The organism is Achromobacter pulmonis, assembly GCF_021733725.1.
Taxonomy (GTDB): Bacteria; Pseudomonadota; Gammaproteobacteria; order Burkholderiales; family Burkholderiaceae_B; genus Achromobacter; species Achromobacter pulmonis.
In genome coordinates this window covers 2,145,330-2,170,338 of the sequence record NZ_JAIFOT010000001.1, presented here as the reverse complement: position 1 = coordinate 2,170,338, position 25,009 = coordinate 2,145,330, and the positions used below count along the sequence as shown (strand labels likewise).

24 protein-coding genes are annotated in these 25,009 nt (G+C 65.6%); 15 read left to right on the top strand and 9 right to left on the bottom strand.

What is annotated here, in order from left to right; all coding sequences use genetic code 11:
* Window positions 1-3: 3 nt before the first annotated feature.
* The 3 genes from mreD to K2W61_RS10010 form a co-directional block, all read right to left on the bottom strand.
* Window positions 4-573 carry a rod shape-determining protein MreD gene (mreD, locus tag K2W61_RS10020; protein WP_175135056.1) on the bottom strand — a complete coding sequence of 190 codons (570 nt, stop codon included), beginning with the start codon at window positions 571-573 and terminating at the stop codon, window positions 4-6.
* Window positions 560-1,444: a rod shape-determining protein MreC gene (gene mreC, locus K2W61_RS10015; RefSeq protein WP_175135055.1), complete on the bottom strand. Its 885-nt coding sequence runs from the start codon at window positions 1,442-1,444 to the stop codon at window positions 560-562. Before mreC ends, mreD begins: the two co-directional genes overlap by 14 nt.
* An 84-nt stretch (window positions 1,445-1,528) precedes the next feature.
* Window positions 1,529-2,572: a rod shape-determining protein gene (locus K2W61_RS10010; protein ID WP_006216320.1), complete on the bottom strand. Its 1,044-nt coding sequence runs from the start codon at window positions 2,570-2,572 to the stop codon at window positions 1,529-1,531.
* Between the two features lie 228 nt (window positions 2,573-2,800).
* On the opposite strand from K2W61_RS10010, the gene gatC reads away from it, so the two are divergent.
* The 4 genes from gatC (at window position 2,801) to K2W61_RS09990 (ending at window position 6,549) form a co-directional block, all read left to right on the top strand.
* Window positions 2,801-3,109 (top strand): Asp-tRNA(Asn)/Glu-tRNA(Gln) amidotransferase subunit GatC, encoded by a 309-nt coding sequence (gatC, locus tag K2W61_RS10005; protein WP_175135054.1) that lies wholly within the window; start codon window positions 2,801-2,803, stop codon window positions 3,107-3,109.
* A gap of 3 nt (window positions 3,110-3,112) precedes the next feature.
* The gene (gatA, locus tag K2W61_RS10000; RefSeq protein WP_236755534.1) at window positions 3,113-4,711 is read left to right on the top strand and encodes an Asp-tRNA(Asn)/Glu-tRNA(Gln) amidotransferase subunit GatA; all 1,599 of its coding nucleotides are present in this window, start codon (window positions 3,113-3,115) and stop codon (window positions 4,709-4,711) included.
* Between the two features lie 2 nt (window positions 4,712-4,713).
* Window positions 4,714-6,171 (top strand): Asp-tRNA(Asn)/Glu-tRNA(Gln) amidotransferase subunit GatB, encoded by a 1,458-nt coding sequence (gene gatB / locus K2W61_RS09995; protein WP_175135052.1) that lies wholly within the window; start codon window positions 4,714-4,716, stop codon window positions 6,169-6,171.
* Between the two features lie 126 nt (window positions 6,172-6,297).
* Complete coding sequence (locus K2W61_RS09990; RefSeq protein ID WP_236755533.1) at window positions 6,298-6,549, top strand: hypothetical protein; 252 nt, start codon at window positions 6,298-6,300, stop codon at window positions 6,547-6,549.
* Between the two features lie 488 nt (window positions 6,550-7,037).
* Here the strand turns inward: K2W61_RS09990 and pyrE are convergent, their stop codons facing one another.
* Complete coding sequence (gene pyrE / locus K2W61_RS09985; RefSeq protein WP_175135050.1) at window positions 7,038-7,727, bottom strand: orotate phosphoribosyltransferase; 690 nt, start codon at window positions 7,725-7,727, stop codon at window positions 7,038-7,040.
* A gap of 134 nt (window positions 7,728-7,861) precedes the next feature.
* Here pyrE and K2W61_RS09980 point away from each other — a divergent pair, with 134 nt between their 5' ends.
* Both K2W61_RS09980 and gdhA read left to right on the top strand, forming a co-directional pair.
* Window positions 7,862-8,650 carry an exodeoxyribonuclease III gene (locus K2W61_RS09980; RefSeq protein ID WP_175141309.1) on the top strand — a complete coding sequence of 263 codons (789 nt, stop codon included), beginning with the start codon at window positions 7,862-7,864 and terminating at the stop codon, window positions 8,648-8,650.
* 450 nt (window positions 8,651-9,100) lie between these two features.
* Window positions 9,101-10,447 (top strand): NADP-specific glutamate dehydrogenase, encoded by a 1,347-nt coding sequence (gdhA, locus tag K2W61_RS09975; protein ID WP_175135048.1) that lies wholly within the window; start codon window positions 9,101-9,103, stop codon window positions 10,445-10,447.
* Between the two features lie 100 nt (window positions 10,448-10,547).
* On the opposite strand, the gene K2W61_RS09970 is transcribed toward gdhA, so the two are convergent.
* Both K2W61_RS09970 and K2W61_RS09965 read right to left on the bottom strand, forming a co-directional pair.
* On the bottom strand, window positions 10,548-11,039 hold the full coding sequence (locus tag K2W61_RS09970; RefSeq protein WP_175135047.1) for a copper chaperone PCu(A)C: 492 nt from the start codon (window positions 11,037-11,039) through the stop codon (window positions 10,548-10,550).
* Window positions 11,040-11,060: 21 nt separating this feature from the next.
* Window positions 11,061-11,960: a LysR family transcriptional regulator ArgP gene (locus K2W61_RS09965; protein WP_175135046.1), complete on the bottom strand. Its 900-nt coding sequence runs from the start codon at window positions 11,958-11,960 to the stop codon at window positions 11,061-11,063.
* 149 nt (window positions 11,961-12,109) lie between these two features.
* Between K2W61_RS09965 and K2W61_RS09960 the strand changes: the two genes are divergently transcribed.
* From K2W61_RS09960 to K2W61_RS09935, 6 genes are all read left to right on the top strand, one after another.
* A complete protein-coding gene (locus tag K2W61_RS09960) occupies window positions 12,110-12,742 on the top strand; it encodes a LysE/ArgO family amino acid transporter (protein WP_175135045.1) in 633 nt (210 codons plus the stop codon).
* A gap of 126 nt (window positions 12,743-12,868) precedes the next feature.
* The gene (locus K2W61_RS09955) at window positions 12,869-13,810 is read left to right on the top strand and encodes a LysR substrate-binding domain-containing protein (RefSeq protein WP_236755532.1); all 942 of its coding nucleotides are present in this window, start codon (window positions 12,869-12,871) and stop codon (window positions 13,808-13,810) included.
* A gap of 330 nt (window positions 13,811-14,140) precedes the next feature.
* Complete coding sequence (locus K2W61_RS09950) at window positions 14,141-15,304, top strand: ABC transporter substrate-binding protein (RefSeq protein ID WP_175135043.1); 1,164 nt, start codon at window positions 14,141-14,143, stop codon at window positions 15,302-15,304.
* A gap of 139 nt (window positions 15,305-15,443) precedes the next feature.
* The gene (locus tag K2W61_RS09945; protein ID WP_175135042.1) at window positions 15,444-16,316 is read left to right on the top strand and encodes a branched-chain amino acid ABC transporter permease; all 873 of its coding nucleotides are present in this window, start codon (window positions 15,444-15,446) and stop codon (window positions 16,314-16,316) included.
* 3 nt (window positions 16,317-16,319) lie between these two features.
* Entirely contained in the window at window positions 16,320-18,242 is a 1,923-nt protein-coding gene (locus tag K2W61_RS09940; RefSeq protein ID WP_236755531.1) for a branched-chain amino acid ABC transporter ATP-binding protein/permease, read from the top strand.
* A 16-nt stretch (window positions 18,243-18,258) separates the two neighbouring features.
* A complete protein-coding gene (locus K2W61_RS09935) occupies window positions 18,259-18,981 on the top strand; it encodes an ABC transporter ATP-binding protein (RefSeq protein ID WP_175135040.1) in 723 nt (240 codons plus the stop codon).
* Window positions 18,982-19,149: 168 nt separating this feature from the next.
* Here K2W61_RS09935 and K2W61_RS09930 read toward each other — a convergent pair whose 3' ends face one another.
* From K2W61_RS09930 to K2W61_RS09920, 3 genes are all read right to left on the bottom strand, one after another.
* Window positions 19,150-19,578, bottom strand: a complete 429-nt coding sequence (locus K2W61_RS09930; protein ID WP_175135039.1) for an organic hydroperoxide resistance protein — start codon at window positions 19,576-19,578, stop codon at window positions 19,150-19,152.
* 152 nt (window positions 19,579-19,730) lie between these two features.
* Window positions 19,731-20,192: a MarR family winged helix-turn-helix transcriptional regulator gene (locus K2W61_RS09925; protein ID WP_236755530.1), complete on the bottom strand. Its 462-nt coding sequence runs from the start codon at window positions 20,190-20,192 to the stop codon at window positions 19,731-19,733.
* Between the two features lie 112 nt (window positions 20,193-20,304).
* Window positions 20,305-21,012: a Crp/Fnr family transcriptional regulator gene (locus K2W61_RS09920; protein ID WP_175135037.1), complete on the bottom strand. Its 708-nt coding sequence runs from the start codon at window positions 21,010-21,012 to the stop codon at window positions 20,305-20,307.
* Window positions 21,013-21,181: 169 nt separating this feature from the next.
* On the opposite strand from K2W61_RS09920, the gene K2W61_RS09915 reads away from it, so the two are divergent.
* The 3 genes from K2W61_RS09915 to K2W61_RS09905 are packed head-to-tail and all read left to right on the top strand — an operon-like array spanning window position 21,182 to window position 24,994.
* Entirely contained in the window at window positions 21,182-23,158 is a 1,977-nt protein-coding gene (locus tag K2W61_RS09915) for an AMP-dependent synthetase/ligase (protein WP_175135036.1), read from the top strand.
* Between the two features lie 5 nt (window positions 23,159-23,163).
* A complete protein-coding gene (locus K2W61_RS09910) occupies window positions 23,164-24,054 on the top strand; it encodes an ABC transporter ATP-binding protein (protein WP_236755529.1) in 891 nt (296 codons plus the stop codon).
* Window positions 24,055-24,064: 10 nt separating this feature from the next.
* Window positions 24,065-24,994, top strand: a complete 930-nt coding sequence (locus tag K2W61_RS09905) for a branched-chain amino acid ABC transporter permease (protein ID WP_175135071.1) — start codon at window positions 24,065-24,067, stop codon at window positions 24,992-24,994.
* Window positions 24,995-25,009 lie beyond the last annotated feature (15 nt).

Below are 25,009 nucleotides of genomic sequence, written 5' to 3'. Positions count from 1 at the left end.
CCGTCAGGCGGAGGAAGATTCGGCGTCGTCGTCGGCGCGCTGCGGCAAATGCAGCACCCAGCCCGCCAGCGGCCACAGGGCGGCGGTGATGGCCACGCTGACGCCCCAATCCCAGCCCGGCCACTTGCCGGCCAGCCAGGCATGGATGACCTGGGTCAGCAACCGCGCGATCAGGAAGACCGGCAACATATGCATTGCCTGGCTCCAGAGATCGAAGCGTTGCAGGCGGCGATGCAGCACCACGGCGCCATAGGCGACCAGGGTGTAGGACAGCGCGTGTTCGCCCAGCAGGCCAGCATCGTGCACGTCCATCAGCAAGCCGAAGCAGAATGCGGTGAACAGGCCGACACGGCGCGGTTCATGCACGCACCAGAAGGCGATGATCAGGATCAGCACATCGGGCGCGCCCTGCCACAGGCGCCACGGCAGCAGCGACGCCAGCCACACCAGCAGGATGCTGCCCCAGACGAACACCCCGTGCGCCGGGCCCGACAGGCGCTCCGGCTGCACATTGCTGGGCGTCCCCAGGCGGCGGCGGGGTTGCCCGGAGGCTTGTTGGTTAGTCCGATCCACCGGAATCGACCTCCTGACGGTTGGATTCGGCGCGTTCCACATCCACCTGCAGGACCAGGAAGTGGCGATAGCGTTCAGGGTGGGCCAGCGGCTCGCAGACGGCGCGCGCGAAGCCCGAAGCGGTATCGCGTTCGACCGAGGTCACCTTGGCCACCGGCAAGCCGGCCGGGAACAACCCACCGACACCACTGGTGACAATGGTATCGCCTTCCTTGATGTCGGCATTGGCGGCCAGATAACGGACCTCCATCTTGCCAGGAGAGTTCCCGCCAAAGGCGATCAGGCGCAAGCCATTGCGCAGCAATTGCACCGGGATCGAAACCTGCTCGTCGGTGACCAGGGCGGCCTCGGCCGTCATCGGCGTCACCCGCACGATCTGGCCCACCACGCCGCCTTCGTCGATCACCGGCATACCGGGCGCCAGGCCGGCCTTGCTGCCCTTGTTGAACACCAGCCGCTGGTTGAACGCATTGGAGGGCTCGTACAGCACCTCGACCACCACGGCCGATTGCGCCACGGTGTCGGTCACGCCCAGCAGGCGGCGCAATTGGGCGTTTTCGGCGGCCAGCTGCGCGGCGTGCGTGGCCACCTGGGCCAGCTCGATGCGCTGGCGCTGCAAGGCTTCGTTTTCACTGCGGATGAGATTGGCGGCATTGACCCATTCGTTGACCTGCTGGACCAGATCGCGCGGCGCCATGACGGCGCGCTGGAAGGGATACAACGCCACGGACATCGCCCGGCGCGCCGGTTCCAGCATGCGCCACTGCGAATCCATGATGATCAAAGCCAATGCCAGGACGACCAGGATGACCAGCCGCACCTCTGCCGGAGGGCCGCGCCTGAATAGGGGAGGAGTCCCTTGTCGTTGCATGAATCTCAGCCCGGGCACCCGCGCCCGCTGCTCCCGCAGCGGCCGGAGCCGTGGAAAAGCGGGGCTCCGGGCTGGCGGGCGGGATTAGTCGTTGATGAAGATGGCGCCCAGTTTCTCAAGGTGTTCCAGCGCCTCGCCGCAACCACGCACGACGCAGGTCAGGGGATCATCGGCGACCACCACCGGCAAGCCGGTTTCTTCCTGCAGCAGGCGGTCGAGGTCGCGCAGCAGCGCGCCACCGCCGGTCAGGGCGATGCCCTTGTCGGTGATGTCGGCGCCGAGCTCGGGCGGGGTCTGTTCCAGGGCGATCTTGACGGCCGAGACGATCTGGTTGAGCGGATCGGTCAGCGATTCCAGGATCTCGTTGGACGAAACCGTGAAGCTGCGCGGCACGCCTTCGGCCAGATTGCGGCCCTTGACTTCGATCTCGCGGACTTCGGAACCCGGGAAGGCCGAGCCGATTTCCTTCTTGATGAGCTCGGCGGTGGGCTCGCCGATCAGCATGCCGTAGTTGCGGCGGATGTAGTTGACGATGGCCTCGTCGAACTTGTCGCCGCCGACGCGCACCGAACCCTTGTAGACCATGCCGCCCAGCGAAATGACCGCCACTTCGGTGGTGCCGCCGCCGATGTCGACGACCATGGAGCCGCTGGCGTCGGAGACGGCCAGGCCGGCGCCGATGGCCGCGGCCATGGGTTCCTCGATCAGGAACACGTGCGAGGCGCCGGCGCCGAGCGCCGATTCGCGGATGGCGCGGCGTTCGACCTGGGTCGAACCGCAGGGCACGCACACAATGATGCGCGGGCTGGGCGCCAGCATGTTGCGGGGATGCACCATGCGAATGAACTGCTTGAGCATCTGCTCGGTCACCGTGAAGTCGGCGATGACGCCGTCCTTCATGGGCCGGATGGCCTCGATGTTGCCGGGCACGCGGCCGAGCATCTGCTTGGCTTCGTGGCCGACGGCCTGGATGATCTTCTTGCCGTGAGGCCCGCCTTCATGACGGATCGCGACCACGGAGGGCTCATCGAGCACGATGCCCTTGCCGCGGACGTAGATCAGCGTATTGGCGGTACCGAGGTCGATCGCCATATCGCTGGAAAAATAACTGCGCAGGAATCCGAACATGGGAGCTCAGCTAAATTCTGGGGGGAATTGGGGTCATGCCGCGGGGCGTGCCACCCGGGAAACCCTGGGTGCGCCTGTCATCACGGCGATTAAACCGTGAATCATAACTTATAATTTCCCCGGAAATAGCGCATAAATGCAGGCTATTCAAGCTTTGTAACGGGTTTGGCATGTGCATACTGCCCAGTCCCTCCCCTCGGCCTCCGCTTCTCGATATTTGCAATCCCCATGGCGCTCAATGACACAGATGTGGCCCGCATTGCCAGGCTGGCCAGAATCGAACTGACCCCGGACCAGCGCGCCCACGCGCAGGCCGAACTCAATGGCATCCTCCACCTGATCGAACGGCTGCAGGCCGTCGATACCCAGGGCGTCGAACCCCTGGCCCACCCGCTGTCCGCCCATGAGGACATCGTGCTGCGCCTGCGCCAGGACGCCGTCACCGAAACCGCCTCGGAGGCCCGCCGCGCCGAACTGCTGGCCAACGCCCCCGACGCCCAGGACGGTCTTTTCCTGGTCCCCAAGGTTCTCGACTAAGCCATGACCCAACCCGCCCTGCACACCCAATTCGAGGGGATCGCCGCCCTGCGCGCGGCCCTCGCCCAACGCCAGGTCAGCGCCGTCGAACTGGCGCAAAGCTCGCTGGCGGCCGCCGAGGCGGCCCGCGGCCTGAACGCCTTCTTACATATTGATGCCGAATTGACGCTGGCCCAGGCGCGCGCCGCCGACGCCGCGCTGGCCGCCGGCACCGCCGGCCCCCTGGCCGGCGTGCCCATTGCCCACAAGGACGCCTTCGTCACCCGCGGCTGGCGCACCACCGCCGGCAGCAAGATGCTGGACGGCTACGTCAGCCCGTTCGACGCCACCGTGGTCGAGCGCCTGCAGGCTGCCGGCGCCGTGTCGCTGGGCAAGCTCAACTGCGACGAGTTCGCCATGGGCTCGGGCAACGAGAACTCGGCCTACGGCGTGGTCCGCAACCCCTGGGACCCCACCGCCGTGCCCGGCGGCTCCTCGGGCGGCTCGGCCGCCGCCGTGGCCGCCCGCCTGGTGGCCGCCGCCACCGGCACCGACACCGGCGGCTCGGTACGCCAGCCCGCCGCGCTGTGCGGCGTCAGCGGCATCAAGCCGACCTACGGCACCGTGTCGCGCTATGGCATGGTGGCCTTCGGCTCCAGCCTGGACCAGGCCGGCCCGCTGGCCCCCAGCAGCCGCGACCTGCTCGAACTGCTGGACGTCATCAGCGGCTTCGATCCGCGCGACGCCACCAGCCTGGAAAAATGCGATGCCGCCGTCAACGAACCGGGCCGCGTGCGGCGCGACTTCGACGCCGCGCAGGGCAAGTTCGACGCCGTCGGCAGCCAGCCCCTGAAGGGCCTGCGCATCGGCGTGCCCGAGGAATACTTCGGCGCCGGCCTGGCGCCCGACGTGGCCGCCGCGGTGCAGGCCGCCCTGGAACAGTTCGAGGCCCTGGGCGCGGTGCGCGTGCCGGTGTCGCTGCCGCGCACCGAGCTGGCCATCCCCGCCTACTACGTCATCGCTCCCGCCGAAGCCTCCAGCAACCTGGCGCGGTACGACGGCGTGCGCTACGGCCACCGCGCCGCGCAGTACGGCGACCTGAACGAGATGATCAGCCGCTCGCGCGCCGAAGGCTTCGGCGACGAGGTCAAGCGCCGCATCCTGATCGGCACCTACGTGCTGTCTCACGGCTACTACGACGCCTACTATCTGCAGGCCCAGCGCCTGCGCCGCATGATCGCCCAGGACTTCCAGCGCGCCTTCGCCGGCCAATGCGACGTCATCATGGGCCCGGTGACCCCGACGGTGGCCAAGAACATCGGCGACAACCGCGACGACCCCACCGCCGACTGGCTGGCCGACGTCTACACGCTGGGCGTCAGCCTGGCCGGCCTACCCGCCATGTCGGTTCCGTGCGGCTTCGGCACCGGCGCGGACGCGGGACAGACGCCCCCCGAGGGGGCTGCCAGCGCCTTGGGGCGGCCCGGCGGCGCAGGCCGCCGCCCCGTCGGCCTGCAGATCATCGGCAACTACTTCGACGAAGGCCGCCTCCTGGCCATCGCCGACCGCTACCAACAAGTCACGACGTGGCACAAGGCCACGCCGGCCCAGCAGGACGCCTAAGCATGAACTGGGAAATCGTCATCGGCCTGGAAACGCATACGCAGCTTTCCACCGACTCCAAGATCTTTTCGGGCAGCAGCACTGAATTCGGCGCCGCGCCCAACACGCATGCCAACGAAGTCGACCTGGCGCTGCCGGGCAGCCTGCCGGTCATGAACCGCGGCGCCGCCGAACGCGCCATCCGCTTCGGCCTGGCGGTCGGCGCCGAGATCGCGCCGCGCTCGGTGTTCGCGCGCAAGAACTACTTCTACCCCGACCTGCCCAAGGGCTACCAGATCAGCCAGTACGAGCTGCCGGTGGTGGTGGGCGGCTCGCTGTCGTTCTTCGTGGGCGAGGAAGAAAAAACCGTCAACCTGACGCGCGCCCACCTGGAAGAAGACGCCGGCAAGTCGCTGCACGACGACTTCACCCTGGCCAATGGCGCGCCGGCCAGCGGCATCGACCTGAACCGCGCGGGCACGCCGCTGCTGGAAATCGTCACCGAACCGGAAATGCGCTCGGCCGCCGAGGCCGTGGCCTACGCCCGCGCCCTGCACAGCCTGGTGGTGTGGCTCGGCATCTGCGACGGCAACATGCAGGAAGGTTCGTTCCGCTGCGACGCCAACGTGTCGGTGCGCCCGGTCGGCCAGAAGGAATTCGGCACCCGCACCGAGATCAAGAACGTCAACTCGTTCCGCTTCCTGGAACGCGCCATCACCTATGAAGCGCGGCGCCAGATCGAACTGATCGAGGACGGCGGCACCGTGGTGCAGGAAACCCGCCTGTACGACGCCGACCGCGACGAAACCCGCAGCATGCGCAGCAAGGAAGACGCGCACGACTACCGCTACTTCCCCGATCCCGACCTGCCCACGCTGGTGATCTCGCGCGCATGGGTCGACGAAGTCCGCGCCGCCATGCCCGAGCTGCCGGCCGCGCAGCGCGCCCGCTTCGAATCCGAGTACGGCCTGCCGGCCTACGACGCCGCCCAGCTGACCGTCAGCCGCGATCTGGCCGCCTACTTCGAGGCCGTGGCGCACGCGCTGCCGGCCGGCCAGGCCAAGCTCGCCGCCAACTGGATCATGGGCGAAGTGGCCGCCACCCTGAACAAGGAAGAAAAGGCCATCGCCGAATCCCCGGTGCAGGCCCCGGCCCTGGCCGCGCTGATCAACCGCATCATCGACGGCACCATCTCCAACAAGATCGCGCGCGAAGTGTTCGGCGCCATGTGGGCCGGCGAGAACGGCGGCCAGCCCGACGCCATCATCGAGGCCCGCGGCCTCAAGCAGATCAGCGACAGCGGCGCCATCGGCGCCATGATCGACGACGTGCTGGCGGCCAATCCGGCCATCGTCGAGGAATACCGCGCCGGCAAGCAGAAGGCGTTCAACTCGCTGGTGGGCCAGATCATGAAGGCGGCGCGCGGCAAGGCCAACCCGCAGCAGGTCAACGACCTGCTCAAGCAGAAGCTGGACAGCTGATCCCCGGCCGGCCCGCTGTCACGGGGGCCGGCGCAGTATCAGACCGAACCGAAGGCCGCGGCATCTTGCCGCGGCTTTTTGTTTGGCCAAGAATGGTCTGGTCGATTTTGCGCCGGAGACTTGGCCATGACCACCCCCTATCTATCCGTTCCGCAAGAACAGGTCGCCGAGCGACTGGATGAACTCATTGAAGCGGCCCATACCTGGACCCGCGTCGTCATCACCCGGGACGGCAGGGCGTATGCCCAGTTCTGGCGGGTCAACCCGCTGCTGACCGAAGAGGCGCACCGCGTGATCGAGGAACTCAAGCAATTCAAGGGCATCCCGTATGTGGACGACGCCACCTGGTGGTATGCCGTGAAGGGGATACGCGAATGACGCTCGTGCTCGATGCGTCGGTTGCCTTGAGCTGGCTGCAATTGCCCAGCCAGACCCCAGTGGGCAAGCGCTCACGATACTGGAAGGCCTGATTGACAAGCCCGCGCTTGTCCCATTGATCTGGAAGCTGGAAGTCGCCCAGGGAGCCTTACGCATCGAACGGTTGCGGCAAGCCACGCCAGACATGCTAAAAAAATTCTCGACGCGGTTGAAGATGGCGCCGGTGGTCAACGAAAGCCGCCCTGCCGCCACCTGGCTGCCGCCCTGTGTCGCCCTTGCCCGGGAACACGCCCTCAGGGTGTATGACGCGTCGTACCTGGAACTTGCGCTTTGGCACGCTGCCGCACTGGCCACCTTCGACAAGCGCCTGGCGCAAGCGGCATATGCCTGCGATGTCGTCGTCATCGGCCCTGAAGCGCCGGCCAGCAGGCTGGAGTCCCCGGCGGCCCGATACGGAAGCCGGCAGGCCAGGTCACACCGGTCCGGGTTTACTTCACCCCGTACTTCGTCCGGTACGCCTGCACTGCGTCGCGGTGTTCGGCAAATGCGGCGTCGTCCTGCAGCAGCGCCATGATGTCCGCCAGCGACGCGATCGCCACCACCGGGATGCCGTAGGTCTTGGCCACGTCCTGTACCGCCGAATGCGGCGACAGCGCGTCATCGGCGCCGGCGCGCTCCATGCGGTCCATGGCGATCAGCACGGCGGCCGGCTCGGCGCCGGCGTTGCGGATGATCTCCACCGACTCGCGCACCGAAGTGCCCGCCGTGATCACGTCGTCGATGATGACGACCTTGCCCTTGAGGGGCGCGCCCACCAGGGTGCCGCCTTCGCCGTGGTCCTTGGCTTCCTTGCGGTTGTAGGCGAACGGCACGTCGTTGCGCCCCTGCATGGCCGGATGATTGGCCAGCGCGACGGCGGTGGCGGTGGCCAGCGGGATGCCCTTGTAGGCCGGGCCGAACAGCATGTCGAAGGCCACGCCGGAATCCAGCAACGCCTGGGCGTAGAAGCCGGCCAGTTTGCCCACCGACGCGCCGCTGTTGAACAGGCCCGCATTGAAGAAGTACGGACTGATGCGGCCGGACTTGACCTTGAAGCTGCCGAAGCGCAACACGCCTTCGTTCAGGGCGAAGCGGACGAAATCGAGCGAGGTGGCGGAGGCGGTGTGGGCGGCAGACATGCGGGCAGGATCCGGGAGGTGACAAACCCCGGCATTTTATCCGGTGTCGGGGCCATTCCCGGACAACGTCGTCGAGTCGGTTAAATTCCTGGCATGGTTCCGGCCGTTCCTGGCCGCTCTACAGGAGTCCCGCTTTGCTGCGCATCACGTCGATCAACCTCAATGGCATCCGGTCCGCCTTCCGCAAGGGCCTGCAACCCTGGATGGAAAAACACGCGGCCGACGTGCTCTGCCTGCAGGAAATCAAGATTTCGGACGGCGACCTGACCGACGAATTGCGCCACCCGCCGGGCTATACCGGCCATTTCCATCACGCCGAGAAGAAGGGTTACAGCGGTGTCGGCATCTACCTGCGCGATGCGGCCGAACGCGTCAGCATCGGCCTGGGCTGCGAAGAGTTCGACCCCGAAGGCCGCATCATCCGCGCCGACTGGAAGAACCTGTCCGTCATCAGCGCCTACCTGCCCTCCGGCTCCAGCGGCGACGAGCGCCAACAGGCCAAGTACCGCTTCCTGGACCGCTTCGGCCCCTGGATCGACGAGCTGATGCGCGAACACAAGAAGACCGGCCGCGAATTCATCATCTGTGGCGACTGGAACATCGCGCACAAGGAAATCGACCTGAAGAACTGGAAGGGCAACCTGAAGAATTCCGGCTTCCTGCCCGAGGAACGCGCCTGGCTGACCGACGTGTTCGACAAGCGCGGCTTCGTCGACGTGTTCCGCGCCATCGACGACCGTCCCGACCAATACACCTGGTGGAGCAATCGCGGCCAGGCCTGGGCCAAGAACGTAGGGTGGCGCATCGACTACCAGATCGCCACGCCCGGGATCGCGGCCCGCGCCCGCAGCGTTGCCATCTACAAGGACGAACGCTTTTCCGACCACGCGCCGTTGACCATCGACTACGACGCCACACTCTGAAAAGCCGCGGCGGCGGAATCATCATTGCGCCGCCCGTGCCTGATCCGGATCAAAATATAATTAGGGACACATAATAGGAAATGGCTCCGTCAGAATAAGACCATGCTTCACTCATGCGCGGGATTCCCCTATGAGATGGCGATTGCGCGCTGCCCGCCAGGATTGAATAATATTGGGGACACATAAAATTTCCCTGTGAATTCAATGCCTCCCGCGGCGCCCCATGACAGACAAGGTTCCCGGCGCGCCACCCCAAACACCATACGTCCCCGATAAAACAATAAAAAAGTGCTTTGATATCAAGGTGATGGCGCACTTTCCCGCTTTGCGCAGGGCAACAAAATAGCCCTACAATCCCGCACCAAGCCGGTGCAACTCGCACCAAAACGGAGAAACAACGCCCCAATACGGCGCATCTCCGCACTCATTCGAAGCGCCCCCAAGGAGATCATGTTGAAAGTGCAGCGTCTGGACGACTTCCTGCGTAGCGTCGCCGTGCGCGATCCGCAGCAACCGGAATTCATGCAAGCCGTCCAAGAGGTGATGCTGAGCCTGTGGCCTTTCATCGAAAAGCACCCCCACTACGCCGAGCACGCCCTGCTCGAGCGCCTGGTGGAACCGGAACGCGTGATCCAGTTCCGCGTGTGCTGGACCGACGACAAGGGCCAGGCGCAGGTCAACCGCGCTTTCCGCATCCAGCACAGCTCGGCCATCGGCCCGTTCAAGGGCGGCATGCGTTTCCACCCCTCGGTGAACCTGTCGATCCTGAAGTTCCTGGCGTTCGAGCAGACCCTCAAGAACTCGCTGACCACGCTGCCCATGGGCGGCGGCAAGGGCGGCTCCGACTTCGACCCCAAGGGCAAGTCCGATGCGGAAGTCATGCGCTTCTGCCAGGCCCTGATGATCGAGCTGTACCGCCACCTGGGCCCGGACACCGACGTGCCGGCCGGCGACATCGGCGTGGGCGCGCGTGAAGTCGGCTTCATGGCCGGCATGATGAAAAAGCTGTCGAACTCCACCGCCAGCGTCTTCACCGGCAAGGGCCTGACCTTCGGCGGCAGCCTGATCCGCCCCGAGGCCACCGGCTACGGCACCGTCTACTTCGCCGAGGAAATGCTCAAGCGTGTCGGCAAGTCGTTCGACGGCCTGCGCGTGTCGGTCTCGGGCTCGGGCAACGTGGCCCAGTACGCCATCGAGAAGGCCATGGCGCTGGGCGCCAAGGTCGTGACGGTGTCCGACTCGAACGGCACGGTGGTGGACGAGGCCGGCTTCAACCACGAGAAGCTGGTGGCGCTGATGCACGTCAAGAACGATCTGCGCGGCCGCCTGGACGCCTACGCCCGCCAATTCGGTCTGGTCTATGAGCCCGGCAAGCGCCCCTGGCACGTGCCGGTGGACGTGGCCCTGCCCTGCGCCACCCAGAACGAGCTGGAACTGGCCGACGCGGAAACGCTGATCAAGAACGGCGTGCAATGCGTGGCCGAAGGCGCCAACATGCCCGCCACCCTGGAGGCCGCCAAGGCCTTCATCGCCGCCCGCGTGCTGTACGCGCCGGGCAAGGCCAGCAACGCCGGCGGCGTGGCCGTATCGGGCCTGGAAATGGCCCAGAACTCGGCCCGCCTGTCATGGACCCGCGAGGAGGTGGACACGCGCCTGCACGCCATCATGCGCGACATCCACGAGAATTGCGTGCGCCACGGCCACAGCGAGCGCGAATACGTCAACTACCTGGACGGCGCCAACATCGCCGGTTTCGTCAAGGTCGCCGACGCAATGCGCCAGCAAGGCCTGTACTGATCGCCAGGCCGGCGCGCCAGGCGCCGGCGCACCGCGACAAAAAAGGCGGCAGGCTCGAATCGCCCGCCGCCTTTCTTCATTGCCGAACAGTCCGGCGCGATCAGTGCTTCATCGCGCCGTGCTCGTGGCTCATGCCGGGGTTGTGCGAGGCCGGCTTGACCTTGAACTGCACCGCCACCTCGCCCGCCTTCTCGAACTTGAGCGTGGCCGGCACGGTGGCGCCCTCGGCAAACGGCGCCTTCAGCTTGATGAACATGACGTGGTAGCCGCCCGGGGCCAGTTTGACCTCGCCACTGGCCGGCAGCGCGATGCCGCCTTCGACCTGGCGCATCTTGGCCACGCCGTTGGCCGTCTCCACGGTATGCAACTCGACGCGTTCGGCGGCCTCGGAGGTGACCGACAACAGGCGATCAGGCGTCTTGGCATCGTTGTCGATGTCCATATAGCCCGCGCCGTTGGATTGCCCCGGGGCGGACGCGCGCACCCAGAGATCGTCGACCTCGACATCGCCTACCTTGTAATCCTTGGCCCAGGCCGAACCGGCTGCGCACAGGCCCAGGACGGCGACAGCGGCGAACTTGCGGATGTTCATGGGGGGTGTTCTCCTATGGGGTTAACGCCGCCGGACCAGGCTGCGGGCGGCTGACAGAACCGAGTCGGTCAAAGCTTCCATCGCTTCGGAGTTTACCCGCCAATGCTGCCAGTACAACGGCACGTCCTCCCACGCGCGGCCCCGCAGCAGCATCAACTGACCTGCGTCAAGATGTTCCTGCACCAGCGGCAGCGGATTCATGGTCCACCCCAGTCCGCCGAGCGTCGCCTGCACAAAGGCGCGGGTGGACGGCACCCACCAGACCGGCGGCTGCCACGGCGCCGGGTCGGAAATCTTGTGCGCGAACCGCGCCTGCAACGCGTCCTTGCGGTTGAACACCAACACCGGCGCCTGTGCCAGCGTCTGCGCATTCACGCCCTGGGCGAAATAGCGCTTGTGGAAAGCCGGCGTGCAGGTCGCCACGTAGCGCATGCTGCCCAGCGCATGGATGCGGCACCCCTGCACCGGATCGGCCAGCGTCGTCACCGCTCCCAGCACCGCGCCATTGCGCAGCAATGCCGCGGTGTGGTCCTGGTCCTCGGACTGCATGTCGAGCGTGGCGCGGGTACGGCTGGAGAATTGCAGGGCCGCGTCGACGAACCAGGTTTCCAGGCTGTCGTGGTTGACCGCGATGGGGATGCTGGCATGCGGCACGTCGTCGTCCGCCACCCCCAGCCGGTTCAAGGCATCGTGCTCCAGCAGCGCGGTCTGCTCGGCCAGTTGCACCAGCACCTGGCCGTCGGTGGTGGCCGCCGCCGGCACAGTGCGCTGGACCAGCAGACGCCCCATGCGATCTTCCAGCGCCTTGATTCGCTGCGACACCGCGGAGGGCGTCACGCTCAAGGCCAATGCCGCCCGCTCGAAACTGCCTTCGCGCACCACCGCGGCGAGGGCGCGCAGGTTGCCGTGATCGATTTTCATGAAATTAGTTTTACTTAATATAGTGAAGGAAAATTAGCTGTATTTCATATGCATGGCAAGCGAGAATATTGCATTGCCGGCATGCGCAACGCTGCCGGCCCGCTATCCAAGCGCCACCACAAGGCGTTGCAGTCACAAGGTTCGCCGTCATGTTCACCACGTTGTCATCCCCCCTCTTCCTTACCGCCTGGGCCAGCGGCACGGCCACCGGGCTGGGCCTGTTCGCCGTCGTTGGCGCGCAGAGCGCATTCATTCTGCGCCAGGGATTGATGCGCGCCCACCTGCTGTCGGTGGTCGCGATCTGCGCGCTGATCGACGCGGTTTTCATCTTCGCCAGCGTGTCGGGCCTGCAGGCCCTGACTTCCTGGTTTCCGTGGCTGACCACGGCCGTGCTGTGGTTCGGCGTGGCATTCCTGTCCTGGTATGCATTGCAGTCGGCGCGCCGCGCCTGGACCGCCACCGGCGGCCTGGCCGCCGCGCGCGCCGTGGTGCCATCGCGCCGCGCCGCGATGTTGGGCGCGCTGGGCTTCTCGTTGCTCAACCCGCACTTCTGGCTCGACATGGTGGTGGTGGGATCGCTGGCCCATGGCTTTGACGACGCCCGCATGGCGTTCGCCGCCGGCGCCCTCACCGCCAGCCTGCTGTGGCTGGCCGTGCTGGGCATCGGTTCGCGGCTGTTCGCGCGCTTCTTCGCCAGCGCCTCGGCCTGGCGCGTGCTGGATGGCGTCATCGCCGTGGTGATGGCCGGCCTGGCCGTCAGCCTGGCGCTCAAGGGCGTCTGACGGCCCTCCCGGGTCTCATCTCCCAAATGCCGCCGGAATACGGGGACAGACTTTCTGGTCCCACACTTTTATAATCGCCGGGTTGCCACTTCTTCGTCGGGCGCATGGCCGGCCCGCCAGACGATCATGCGCGGACCTTCTCCCTCCAAAGACGTGCGCCTGCCGCCGCTGGCCGCCATCCAGGCGTTCGAAGCCGCCGCCCGGCTCGGTTCGTTCGAGCGCGCCAGCGAAGAACTGTTCGTCACCGCCAGCGCCATCGGCAAGCGCATCGCCGCGCTGGAAGCGCAACTCGACGTCACCCTGTTCATCCGCAGCAGCCGCGGCATCACCCTGAGCGCGGCCGGACGCGAATACCTGGAACAGGTGCGCACCGCCCTGGCCCTGCTGTCGGACGCCTCGCTGCACAAGCGCGGCGAGCCCAAGCCGGAACCGCTGCGCGTGGTGTCCACCCCCACCTTCGCGCGCCAGGTGCTGATCCCCGCCCTGCCGGGCTTCACGGCCGCCCATCCCGAGGTCGAGCTGGAAATCATGCTGTCCATTCCATACCTGGACATCATGCCGCCGAATGCCGATGTCTGGATCCGTTTCGGCAGTGGCCGCTACCCCGGGCTGCACACCCGCCCCTTGACCGCCGACCCGGTTTTCGCGGTCTGTTCGCCAGCGTACCGTGACGCCCACGGGCCGTTCCGGCAACCGCGAGACCTGGCGCGCGCCGCCCTGCTGCGTTGCCCGATGGAACCATGGCGCCCCTGGCTGGCGGCCGCCGGACTGGATTGGCCGGAGCCGACGCGCGGCGTCTGGCTGGTGGACCTGGGCATGATGCTGGCGGCCGCCCGCGCCGGCCAGGGCATCGCGCTGACCCGCCGCACCCTGGCGGCCGAATGGCTGGACGAAGGCAAATTGCTGCGCGTGCTCGATATCGAGACCGCCGGAGAATCGCAGTACTACCTGTGCACCGAAACCTCGCGCCCGCCCGGCGGCGCGGTGCAAGCGTTTTCCCTATGGCTGACCGGCGTCTGCCAACGCGCCGCCCAATGGCCACGCGGCCTGGCGGCCCACCCGGAATAAATTTCCAGCCCCATCCGGAAGGAAATTCCGCGCACCGTGGCGCCGCCGTGGCTAGCATGCGCCGAACGCGGTCGCGCACGCGCCGGCCGGCGCGCGCAAGCGTCCTTGCCCCGGGTTGCCGACCTATGCTGCGTCGCAGCATCCGATTTTGTAACCCGTGCGCGCGTACTAGGTATTTACACGGAATAACCCCGTCGGGTCAGATTCGCGTAAGCGATTAAGCAGACAGTCACAACACGCAACACAGGAGCGCGCCATCCACTTTGCCTTGCCGCCTGGCGCCGGCACACGGTTTTCCACGCAGTTCTACTAATTACAACGGAGACATCCATGGATTTTCGTTTGAAGCTGCTTGCAGGAACCCTTGCTTTTGCTGTCTCGGCCGCGGGTTACGCCGCCGACCCCATCAAGATCGGCGTTACCGGCCCCTATACCGGCGGTTCTTCCTCCATGGGCGTGAGCATGCGCGATGGCGTGCGCCTGGCAATCGAGGAAATCAACAAGAGCGGCGGCGTGCTTGGCCGGCAACTGGTCGCGGTGGAGCGCGATGACGAAGCCAAGAACGAGCGCGGTGTGCAGATCGCCCAGGAACTGATCAACAAGGAACAAGTCACCGCCACGGTCGGCTACATCAACACGGGCGTGGCGCTGGCCTCGCAGCGTTTCTACCAGGATGCCAAGATTCCGGTGTTCAACAACGTGGCCACCGGCAGCGTCATCACCCATCAGTTCAAGGCGCCGGAATACAAAGACAACTACGTGTTCCGCAACTCGGCCAACGACAGCATCCAGGCGCCGATGATCGTCGAGGAAGCCGTCACCCGCCGTGGCTTCAAGAAGGTGGCGATCCTGGCCGATTCCACCAACTATGGCCAGCTGGGCCGCGAGGACCTGGAAAAGGCGCTCGACGCCAAGGGTATCAAGCCGGTGGCCGTCGAAAAGTTCAACATCAAGGACGTCGACATGACGGCCCAACTGCTCAAGGCCAAGTCCGCCGGCGCCGAAGCCGTGCTGACCTACGGCATCGGCCCCGAACTGGCGCAGATCGCCAACGGCATGGCCAAGCTGGGCTGGAAGGTGCCGATCATCGGCAGCTGGACCCTGTCGATGGCCAACTACATCGACAATTCCGGCGCCAACGGCGAAGGCGCGCGCATGCCGCAGACCTTCATCCAGGACCCCGACACGCCCAAGCGCAAGGCCTTCATCGACGCTTATCTGGCCAAATTCAAGCCCAAGAACGACCGCATCGACTCGCCGGTTTCGGCGGCCCAGGGCTATGACTCGGTGTTCCTGCTGGCCGCGGCCATCAAGCAGGCCAACTCCACCGACGGCCCGAAGATCCGCGAGGCGCTCGAGAACCTGCAAACGCCGGTCGAAGGTGTCGTGATGACCTACGACAAGCCGTTCACCCACGACAACCACGACGCCATCACCACCAAGCAAGTGCTGATTGGCGAGGTCAAGGGCGGCCGCGTGGTCAAGGCCAACTGAGTTCGTCCGAAGCAAGCGCGCGGCGGCGGCCCTGCCGCAGCCGGTGTCTCCGCGCGCGGGACACCGGCACGCCGTCGCCCGACAACAGCGTTCTGCCCAAGGGGGTTGGGACGGAACACAGCGCCTCACGACACACACCATGATTCTTCTACAGCTTATCTATAGCGGTATCGCGCTGGGCATGATCTATGCCGTCATCGCGTTCGGATACCAGCTCACTTTCGCCACCTCCGGCACCCTCAACTTCGGCCAGGGCGAAGCCCTGATGCTGGGCGCCATGGTCGGACTCACACTGGTCGGACTGGGCGTGAACTACTGGGTGATGATTCCCATTGTCTGCGTCTTCGGCTTCGCGCAAGGCGCGCTGGTCGAGCGGGTCGGCGTGCGGCCGGCCATCAAAACGCGATCGGAATTCGGCTGGATCATGGCCACCATCGCGCTGGGCATCATCTTCAAAAACGTGGCCGAGAACGTCTGGGGCCGCGATGACCTGCGCTTTCCCTCGCCGCTGCCCGAGGCGCCGATCCAGGTGATGGGCGCCAATGTGCTGCCGATGGAACTGCTGGTGGTGTTCGGCGCGCTGGCCATGATGCTGCTGGTGGAAGTGTTCAACCGCAAATCCATCTATGGCAAGGCCTTCGTCGCCACCGCCAACGACCGCGATGCCGCCGGCTTGATGGGGATCAACACCGGCATGGTGATCACGTTTTCGTATGCCCTGTCGTCACTGACCGCCGCCTTCGCGGGGGTGCTGGTGGCGCCGCTGACGTTGACCGGCGCCACCATGGGCGCGGTGCTGGGCCTGAAGGCCTTCGCGGTGGCCATCATCGGCGGCCTGTCCAGCGGCATGGGCGTGGTGGTGGGCGGACTGATCCTGGGGATCGCCGAGACCACCACCGGTTTCTATATTTCCACGGGGTACAAGGATGTGCCGGGCCTGGTCCTGCTGCTGCTCGTACTGACGTTCAAGCCCGCCGGCCTGTTCGGCAAGACCGCCATCAAGAAGGTGTAACCGATGAAACCCCTGCACCTTCTGCTTTCCGTCGTGGCGGTCGCCTGCCTGGCGGCCGTGCCGCTGGGCGTGACCAACACGTACTACCTGCACCTGATCGAAACCATCATGATTTACGCGATCCTGCTGTTCGGGCTCGATATCGTGGTGGGTTATACGGGGCAGGTGTCGCTCGGCCATGCGGGCCTGTTCGGCATCGGTTCCTACGTGGCCGGCGTCTTGTTCTTCCATCTGCAACTGCCGATCTGGGTAACCCTGCCGGCGGCCATCGTCATCGCCGCAGCGTTTGGCGTGGTGCTGGCATTGCCGGCGCTGCGCGTGACCGGGCCCTATCTGGCCATGGTGACGCTGGCGTTCGGCACCATCATCCAGATCCTGATCAACGAAATGACCTTCATGACCGAAGGCCCGCTCGGCATCAAGATCCCCAAGCCGTCGATCGGCGGGCACATCCTGACCAAGAGCGAGTACTTCTGGCTGGTGGCGGCGTTGCTGGTACTGTCGCTGATCGTGGTGCACCGCATCCTGAAATCGCACCTGGGCCGTTCGTTCGAAGCCCTGCGCGACAGCCCGATCGCCTCTGACTGCATGGGCGTGTCGGTGTACCGGCACAAGGTATTCGCCTTCGTCATCAGCGCCGGCTTCGCCGGCCTGGCGGGCGCGCTGTATTCGTATTCCGAGCAGTACATCTCGCCCAATACCTACAACTTCGAGCTGACCATCCTGTTCCTGCTGGCCATCATCATGGGCGGGCGCAAGAGCCGTACCGGCGCGTTGCTGGGCGCGTCGATCATCGTGCTGCTGCCCAAGATGCTGGACGATATCGATACCTTCCGCCTGATCGCGCTGGGCGTGGCGATCTTGGTGACAGTGGGCAGCGTGCTCGCGATGTCCAAGGGCCGCACCGACGCCCGCCGGGTGGCGGTTCCGGTGGCCGGCACCATCCTGCTGGCGGTGTTCTCGTACTGGCTGGATGCGGTGACCGACTGGCGCCTGACGATCTTCGGCGCCATGATCCTGTTTGTCGTGTACTACCTGCCGGACGGCATTGTCGGCTTTGTGCGCAACCTGTTCTTCTCGAACCGCCGCGCGGTGCTGGCGGTCAAGAAAGACCTGATCAACGAACGCGACGCGGTCCCGGATGCAATCCAGGGCAAGGGCGAGACGCTGTTGGCGGCCAAGGGGGTGCTGATGCAGTTCGGCGGCCTCAAGGCCTTGAACCAGGTTGACCTGACGGTCGAACGCGGCACCATCCACGGCCTCATCGGGCCGAACGGCTCGGGCAAGAGCACCATGATGAACGTGCTTACCGGCATCTACGTGCCCACGGCCGGCGCGGTGGAATTTTCGGGCAAGTCGCTGGTCGGCCTGGCGCCGGCCGACATCGCCGCCACGGGCATTGCCCGCACCTTCCAGAACGTGCAGCTGTTCGGCGAAATGACCGCGCTGGAGAATGTGCTGGTGGGCCTGCACCACACCTTCACCACCGGCCTGGCCGGGATCGCGCTGCGCACATCCAAGTGGAAAGGCGAAGAGCAAGGCGCCCGCGCCCGCGCCCTGGCACTGCTGGAATTCGTGGGGCTGGAGGACCTGGCGAACGAAGAAGCGCGCAACCTGCCCTACGGCAAGCAGCGCCTGCTGGAGATCGCCCGCGCGCTGGCGCTGGATCCGCAGTTGTTGCTGTTGGACGAACCGGCGGCGGGCCTGACGGCGCCCGATATCGTCGAACTGCTGGCCATCATCCGCAAGGTGCGCGACCACGGCATCACCCTGATCCTGATCGAGCACCACATGGATGTGGTGATGGGCGTGTGCGATACCGTGTCGGTGCTGGACTTCGGCCAGAAGATCGCCGAGGGGCTGCCCAACGAAGTACAGAGCAACGCCAAGGTTATCGAGGCGTATCTGGGCGGCGCGCCCGCCTGACGCCGAGGACGACAACATGCTATCGATCAAGAATCTGGAAGCGGGCTACGGGAAAGTGAAGGTGCTGCACGGCATCAGCATGGAAGTCCCCAAGGCCAAGGTGGTGACGTTGATCGGCTCGAACGGGGCCGGCAAGACAACGACGATGCGGGCGCTGTCGGGGATGATCCGGCCCACGGCGGGCGAGGTTACGCTGAGCGGCAAGCGCATCGACGGCCTGGAATCGCACCGGATCGCGCGGCTGGGACTGGCGCATTCGCCCGAGGGGCGGCGCGTGTTTCCGACGCTGTCCGTCACTGACAATCTGCTGCTGGGCGCGTTTCCCCGGCTCACCGGGAGCCGCCCCAAGGGCAACGTGCAGGCGGATCTGGAACGGGCAATGGACCTGTTTCCGCGCCTGAAGGAGCGGCGCGATCAGCTCGCGGGAACACTGTCGGGCGGCGAGCAGCAGATGCTGGCGATGGCGCGGGCGGTGATGCTCAATCCCGAGCTGGTGTTGCTGGACGAGCCGTCGATGGGACTGGCGCCGATTCTGGTGGAGGAGGTGTTCCGGATCATCGCGCGGCTCAAGGACGAAGGGGTGACGATGCTGCTGGTCGAGCAGTTCGCGGCGGCGGCGTTGAATGTCGCCGACTATGGGTACGTGCTGGAGAACGGACGGATCTCGGTGCACGGGAGTGCCGACAAGCTCAAGCACGATCCGGCAGTGGTGGCGGCCTATCTTGGGGGGTCTCACTAGCCAGGCGTGTCTCGCCCGGACCGTGAGTCCTTCAGGCGTACGGCCTGGCCGCCGACGGATTTGGCGGGCGTGCCGTTCGTGCCGGGAGGGCGACCGATGACAAAGGCAGGATTGCGCGGTGCGCGCAATCCTGCCTTTTCCTTGGGCGCGCGGAGACCCGCGCCGCGATCAGACGTCGATGGTCAGGGTGACGTCGATGTTGCCGCGGGTGGCGTTCGAGTACGGGCAGACGATGTGGGCGGCGGCGACCAGCTTTTCGGCTTCGGCGCGGTCCATGCCGGGCAGCGAGATCTTCAGTTCGGCTTCGATGCCGAAACCGGTGGGGATGGGGCCGATGCCGACCGAGCCATCGATGGTGGCGTTGGCGGGCATGGCGATCTTGTCGCGGCCGGCGACGAACTTCATGGCGCCCATGAAGCAGGCCGAATAACCGACGGCGAACAGCTGCTCGGGATTGGTGCCGGCCGCGCCGGCGCCACCCAGTTCCTTCGGCGTGGTCAGCTTGACGTTCAGGTTGCCGTCGCTGGAGACGCCAGTGCCTTCACGGCCGCCGGTGACGTGAGCGTGGGCGCGGTAGAGAACTTTTTCGATGGACATGGTGTGTTCCTTTTGGATGAAGGTGGGACTGCCAGGCTGGCGGGACCCTTCCCGCTTCGGCCCTTACTAATCAAATAGCATGCTATTTCATAGCGCACTACCTTTAACCGGGAATGACAGCACTAACTATCATCCGCCTCAAAGACTGCGGCTCAAAGACTGCCGACCAACTTTTCCCGCAATTCGTGCAACGACTTCATGGTGCCCTGCACTTCTTCCAGCGAGCACTGGGCCGCGGCGGCAATGGCGTGGGGCACGGCCTCGGCCTGGTTGCGCAGGTCGCGGCCCTGCCTGGTCAGGGCAACGATGACCTGGCGTTCGTCATCGTGTGCGCGGGTCCGGGTGACCAGGCCCGCCGCTTCCAGCCGCTTGAGCAGGGGCGTCAGCGTGGCCGAGTCCAGGAACAGGCGCGCGCCGATATCGGTGACCGTGATCTCGTCGCGTTCCCACAGCACCAGCATGACCAGGTACTGCGGGTACGTCAGATCCAGGCCGCGCAGCAGCCTGCGGTACACCTTGTTCATCGCCAGAGAGGTCGAGTACAGGGCGAAACACAGCTGGTTGTCTAGCAGCAGCGGGTTGAGCGCGCCTTTGGGCTGGGATCTGGATTTCATTGCGCAATATTAAATAGCGCGCTACTTATCGTCAAGCCCTCTTCCCGCCAATTTTTGTAACGGCCAGCCTGCCCGCGAACGGCGTCACGGCAAGCGCGGCCGCCGCCGGCGCTCAGGCGGCGTGCTCGCCTTCCTGCGCGCCGCGGTCGGAGCCGTACCGCTTGAGGCCGTCCAGGTCCAGCACCCGCACGGCGCCGTACTCGACGTTCAGCAGGCCCGCCTCTTCCAGCTTGCGCAGCGCCTGGTTGGCGCGCTGGCGCGAGACCCGGGCCAGGTAGCCGACCTCTTCCTGCGTGATCGTCAAACGCATCCCCATGCCGGGATACAGCAGGGGATTGAACAGTTCAGCCAGGCAGCGCGCCACGCGCGCGTCCGGGTCCAACAGGCGGTCGTATTCGGCCTTGCCGATGAACTGGGCGACGCGCTCGTTCAGTTGGTGCAGCAGGTAGCGGTTGAACGGGATGCTGCTATCGAGCAGCCAGTCGAAGGTCGCGGCCGGCAGGCGCGCGACGACCGAATCGCGCAACGCCACGATGTCGTACTTGCGGACTTCTCGCTTGAGCAGCGAGCCCTCGCCGATCCAGCCGCCGGCCGGCACGCCGGTCAGCGACGCGACCTTGCCTTCGGCATTGCCCACCGATACCTTGACCAGACCGGCCAGCACGCCGATCCATGCCTGGGCGAGTTCGCCTTTGCGCTCTATGATCGACCCGGCGGCCACCTGCTGCACGGAAAGGTCTCGCTCGACGCGCGTTTGCTGTTCGCTGTCGAGCACGCGAAACCAGGCCGCGGCAAGTTGCAGGGAGTCGGATAGCTGCATCGGGAATACCCTAAAAGTTCCTTGAATGTCGCGATGGTGACAGTTGGTAGCAACCCAACCTTATACCTTAACTCCTGCCGTAAATCTAAAACCAACTGGTCAAGCGCGATCGCCCGCGCGCCGCATCTCGCGGCCCCGGGTCCGATGCGCCCAAACCGGAGGAGACAACGTGGCACATTCATCGCCCGCATCCGCACAGATGCCGGCGGCGCTGGACACCTTTCCAGCGCTGCTGTTCGCGCATGCCGACGTACGCGGGTCGCGGCCCGCGATACGCGAGAAAGACCTGGGCATCTGGCAAACCCTTACCTGGTCGGAAGTGGCCGAGCACGTGCGCCAGGTCGCCCACGGGCTCGCGTCGCTGGGCATCCTGCCGGGCATGCATGTGGCCGTGATCGGCGAGAACCGCCCGCGCCTGTACATGGCCATGATGGCCGCGCAATCGCTCGGCGCGATCCCCGTTCCGCTCTACCAGGACGCCGTGGCCCAGGAAATGGTCTACGTGCTGCAGGACGCCGAAGTCAGCGTCGCGGTGGTCGAGGACCAGGAACAGGTCGACAAGATGCTGGAAGTGCGCGACCAATGCCCCGCGCTCAAGCACGTGGTCTACGATGACCCGCGCGGCCTGCGCCACTATACCGATGCGATGCTGCTGTCGTATGACCGGCTCGAGGAGATCGGCCGCGAATACGCCGCGCAACATCCCGATTTCTTCGCCCGCGCCGTCGCCGCGGTGCAGCCGCATGACGCGGCGGCGATGTTCTATACCTCGGGCACCACCGGCAAGCCCAAAGGCGTGGTGCTGACGCACCATGCGCTGATCGATCGCGCCCGCGCGGTGTCCGAAATGGAAAAGCTGACCGACCGCGAGGACGTGCTGGCCTACCTGCCGCCGGCCTGGATCGGGCAGAACATGTTCTCGTACACGCAATTGCTGGTCACCGGCTTCACCGTGAACCATCCGGAATCGCCCGACACGGTCTCGATCGACATGCGCGACATCGGGCCCACCTACTACTTCGCGCCGCCGCGCGTGCTGGAAGGCCTGCTGACCCATGTGATGATCCGCATGGAAGATGCCGGCTATCTCAAGCGCAAGCTGTTCCATGCCTGCATGAAGCTGGCGCGCCGCGTCGGCACCCGCATCCTGGATGGCGAATCGGTCAACCCCTGGGACCGCCTGCGCTACGCGCTGGGCAATGTGCTGATCTATGGCCCGCTGCGCAACGCGCTCGGCATGAGCCGCGTGCGCGTGGCCTATACCGCGGGCGAGGCCATCGGCCCCGACCTGTTCGTGTTCTACCGCTCCATCGGCATCAATCTCAAGCAACTCTATGGCTCCACCGAGACCTCGGTGTTCGTCTGCGTGCAGCCGGACGGCCAGGTGCGCGACGACACCGTCGGGCCGCCCGTGGCCGGCGTCGAGATCCGCGTGGCCGACAACGGCGAAATCCTGGTCAAGAGTCCCGGCCTGTTCAAGGAGTACTACCGCAACCCGGACGCCACGCAGGAGGCGCGCAGCGCCGATGGCTGGTTCCACACAGGCGATGCGGGCTACCTGGACACCGACGGCCAGCTCAAGATCATCGACCGCGCCAAGGACGTCGGCAAGCTGGCCGACGGCAGCCTGTTCGCGCCCAAATACCTCGAGAACAAGCTCAAGTTCTTCCCGCACATCAAAGAGGCCGTGGCCTTCGGCGCCGGCCGCGACGACGTCTGCGCCTTCATCAACATCGACCTGGAAGCGGTGGGCAACTGGGCCGAGCGCCGCGGTCTGGCCTATGCCGGTTACACCGACCTGGCGGGCAAGGACGAGGTCTACCAGCTCATCGCCGAATGCGTCGAACAGGTCAACGCCGATCTGGCCACCGACCCGAAACTGTCGGCATCGCAGATCAGCCGCTTCCTGATCCTGCACAAGGAACTGGACCCGGACGATGACGAACTGACCCGCACCCGCAAGGTGCGCCGCGCATTCATTGCGCAGAAGTACGGCGTGCTGATCGACGCCCTCTTCCAGAACAAGCCCTCCCAGTACATCGAAACCGAAGTGAAATTCGAGGACGGCCGCAGCGGCAAGATCGCCGCCGACCTGAAGATCCGCCCGGTCAAGACGTTCCCCGCCATCACAGCCCGAGCCGCGTAGAGACCATGAGCAACAACGACCGCGACCAGCGCATCGGCGACGTGATGCTGGACATGCAGAACATCTCGCTGTCCTTCGGCGGCGTCAAGGCGCTGACGGACATTTCCTTCAATGTGCGCGAACACGAGATCCGCGCCATCATCGGCCCCAACGGCGCCGGCAAGAGCTCGATGCTGAACGTCATCAACGGCGTCTACACCCCGCAACAGGGCGGCATCGAGTTCCTCGGCAAGCGCTTCTCGCGCATGAACCCGCGCCGCGCCGCCGAAATGGGCATCGCCCGCACCTTCCAGAACCTGGCGCTGTTCAAGGGCATGAGCGTGCTCGACAACATCATGACCGGCCGCAACCTGCGCATGAAGTGCGGGCTGCTGGCGCAGGCTTTCCGCCTGGGCGCCGCCGAACGCGAAGAGATCGAGCACCGCCAGTTCGTCGAGAACATCATCGACTTTCTCGAAATCCAGGCCTACCGCAAGACGCCCGTCGGGCGCCTGCCCTATGGCCTGCAAAAGCGCGTCGACCTGGGCCGCGCGCTGGCCATGGAACCGCGCCTGCTGCTGCTGGACGAACCCATGGCCGGCATGAACATCGAGGAAAAGCAGGACATGAGCCGCTTCATCCTCGACGTGAACGACGAGTTCGGCACCACCATCGTGCTGATCGAGCACGACATGGGCGTGGTCATGGACATCTCCGATCGCGTCGTGGTGCTGGACTACGGCAAGAAGATCGGCGACGGCAAGCCGGAAGAAGTCCGCGCCAACGAAGACGTCATCCGCGCGTACCTGGGCGTGGACAGCGCTCCCGCCCAGGGCGCCGAAGCGCAGGCGACGCCCCCCGCCCCCAACCCTCCCCATGAGGGGCAGGGAGATAAATCAATGGCTGCACGGACATAAGGGGCGAATGATGGGATTTTTTCTGGAAACCTTGTTCGGCGGCCTGATGAGCGGCATGCTGTACGCGTTGATCGGCCTGGGCTTCGTGCTGATCTTCAAGGCCTCGGGCGTATTCAATTTCGCCCAGGGCGCGATGGTGCTGGTGGCCGCGTTGTCCATGGCGCGCTTCTCGGAGTGGCTTCCACGCTGGTTCGGCTTCGAGAACATGATCCTGGCCAATGTGCTGGCGTTCATCGTCAGCGCCATCGTGATGTTCCTGCTGGCCGTGGCGATCGAGCGTTTCGTGCTGCGCCACCTGGTCAACCAGGAGGCCACCACGCTGCTCATGGCCACGCTCGGCATCAGCTACTTCCTGGACGGCCTGGGCCAGATCGCCTTCGGCAGCTCGGTCTATTCCATCAACGTCGGCATGCCGAAAGATCCGCTGCTGATCCTGGACACGATGTTCGAGGGCGGCCTGCTGATCAATCTCGAAGACCTGACCGCCGCCGTCATCGCCGCGCTGCTGGTGGCGGCGCTGGCACTGTTCTTCCAGTTCACCTCCACCGGCCGCGCCCTGCGCGCCGTGGCGGACGACCATCAGGCGGCGCAGTCCATCGGCATTCCGCTGAACCGCATCTGGGTCATCGTCTGGAGCGTTGCCGGCTTGGTGGCGCTGGTGGCCGGCATCATCTGGGGCTCCAAGTTCGGCGTGCAATTCACGCTCTCGACCGCGGCGCTGCGGGCGCTGCCGGTGGTGATCCTGGGCGGGCTGACCTCGGTGCCGGGCGCCATCCTGGGCGGCCTGATCATCGGCGTGGGCGAAAAGCTGTCCGAAGTCTATCTGGGGTCGCTGGTCGGCGGCGGTATCGAGATCTGGTTCGCCTACGTGCTGGCGCTGGTGTTCCTGCTGTTCCGTCCGCAAGGACTGTTCGGCGAGAAGATCATCGACCGCGTCTGAGCGCCTTCTAGGATA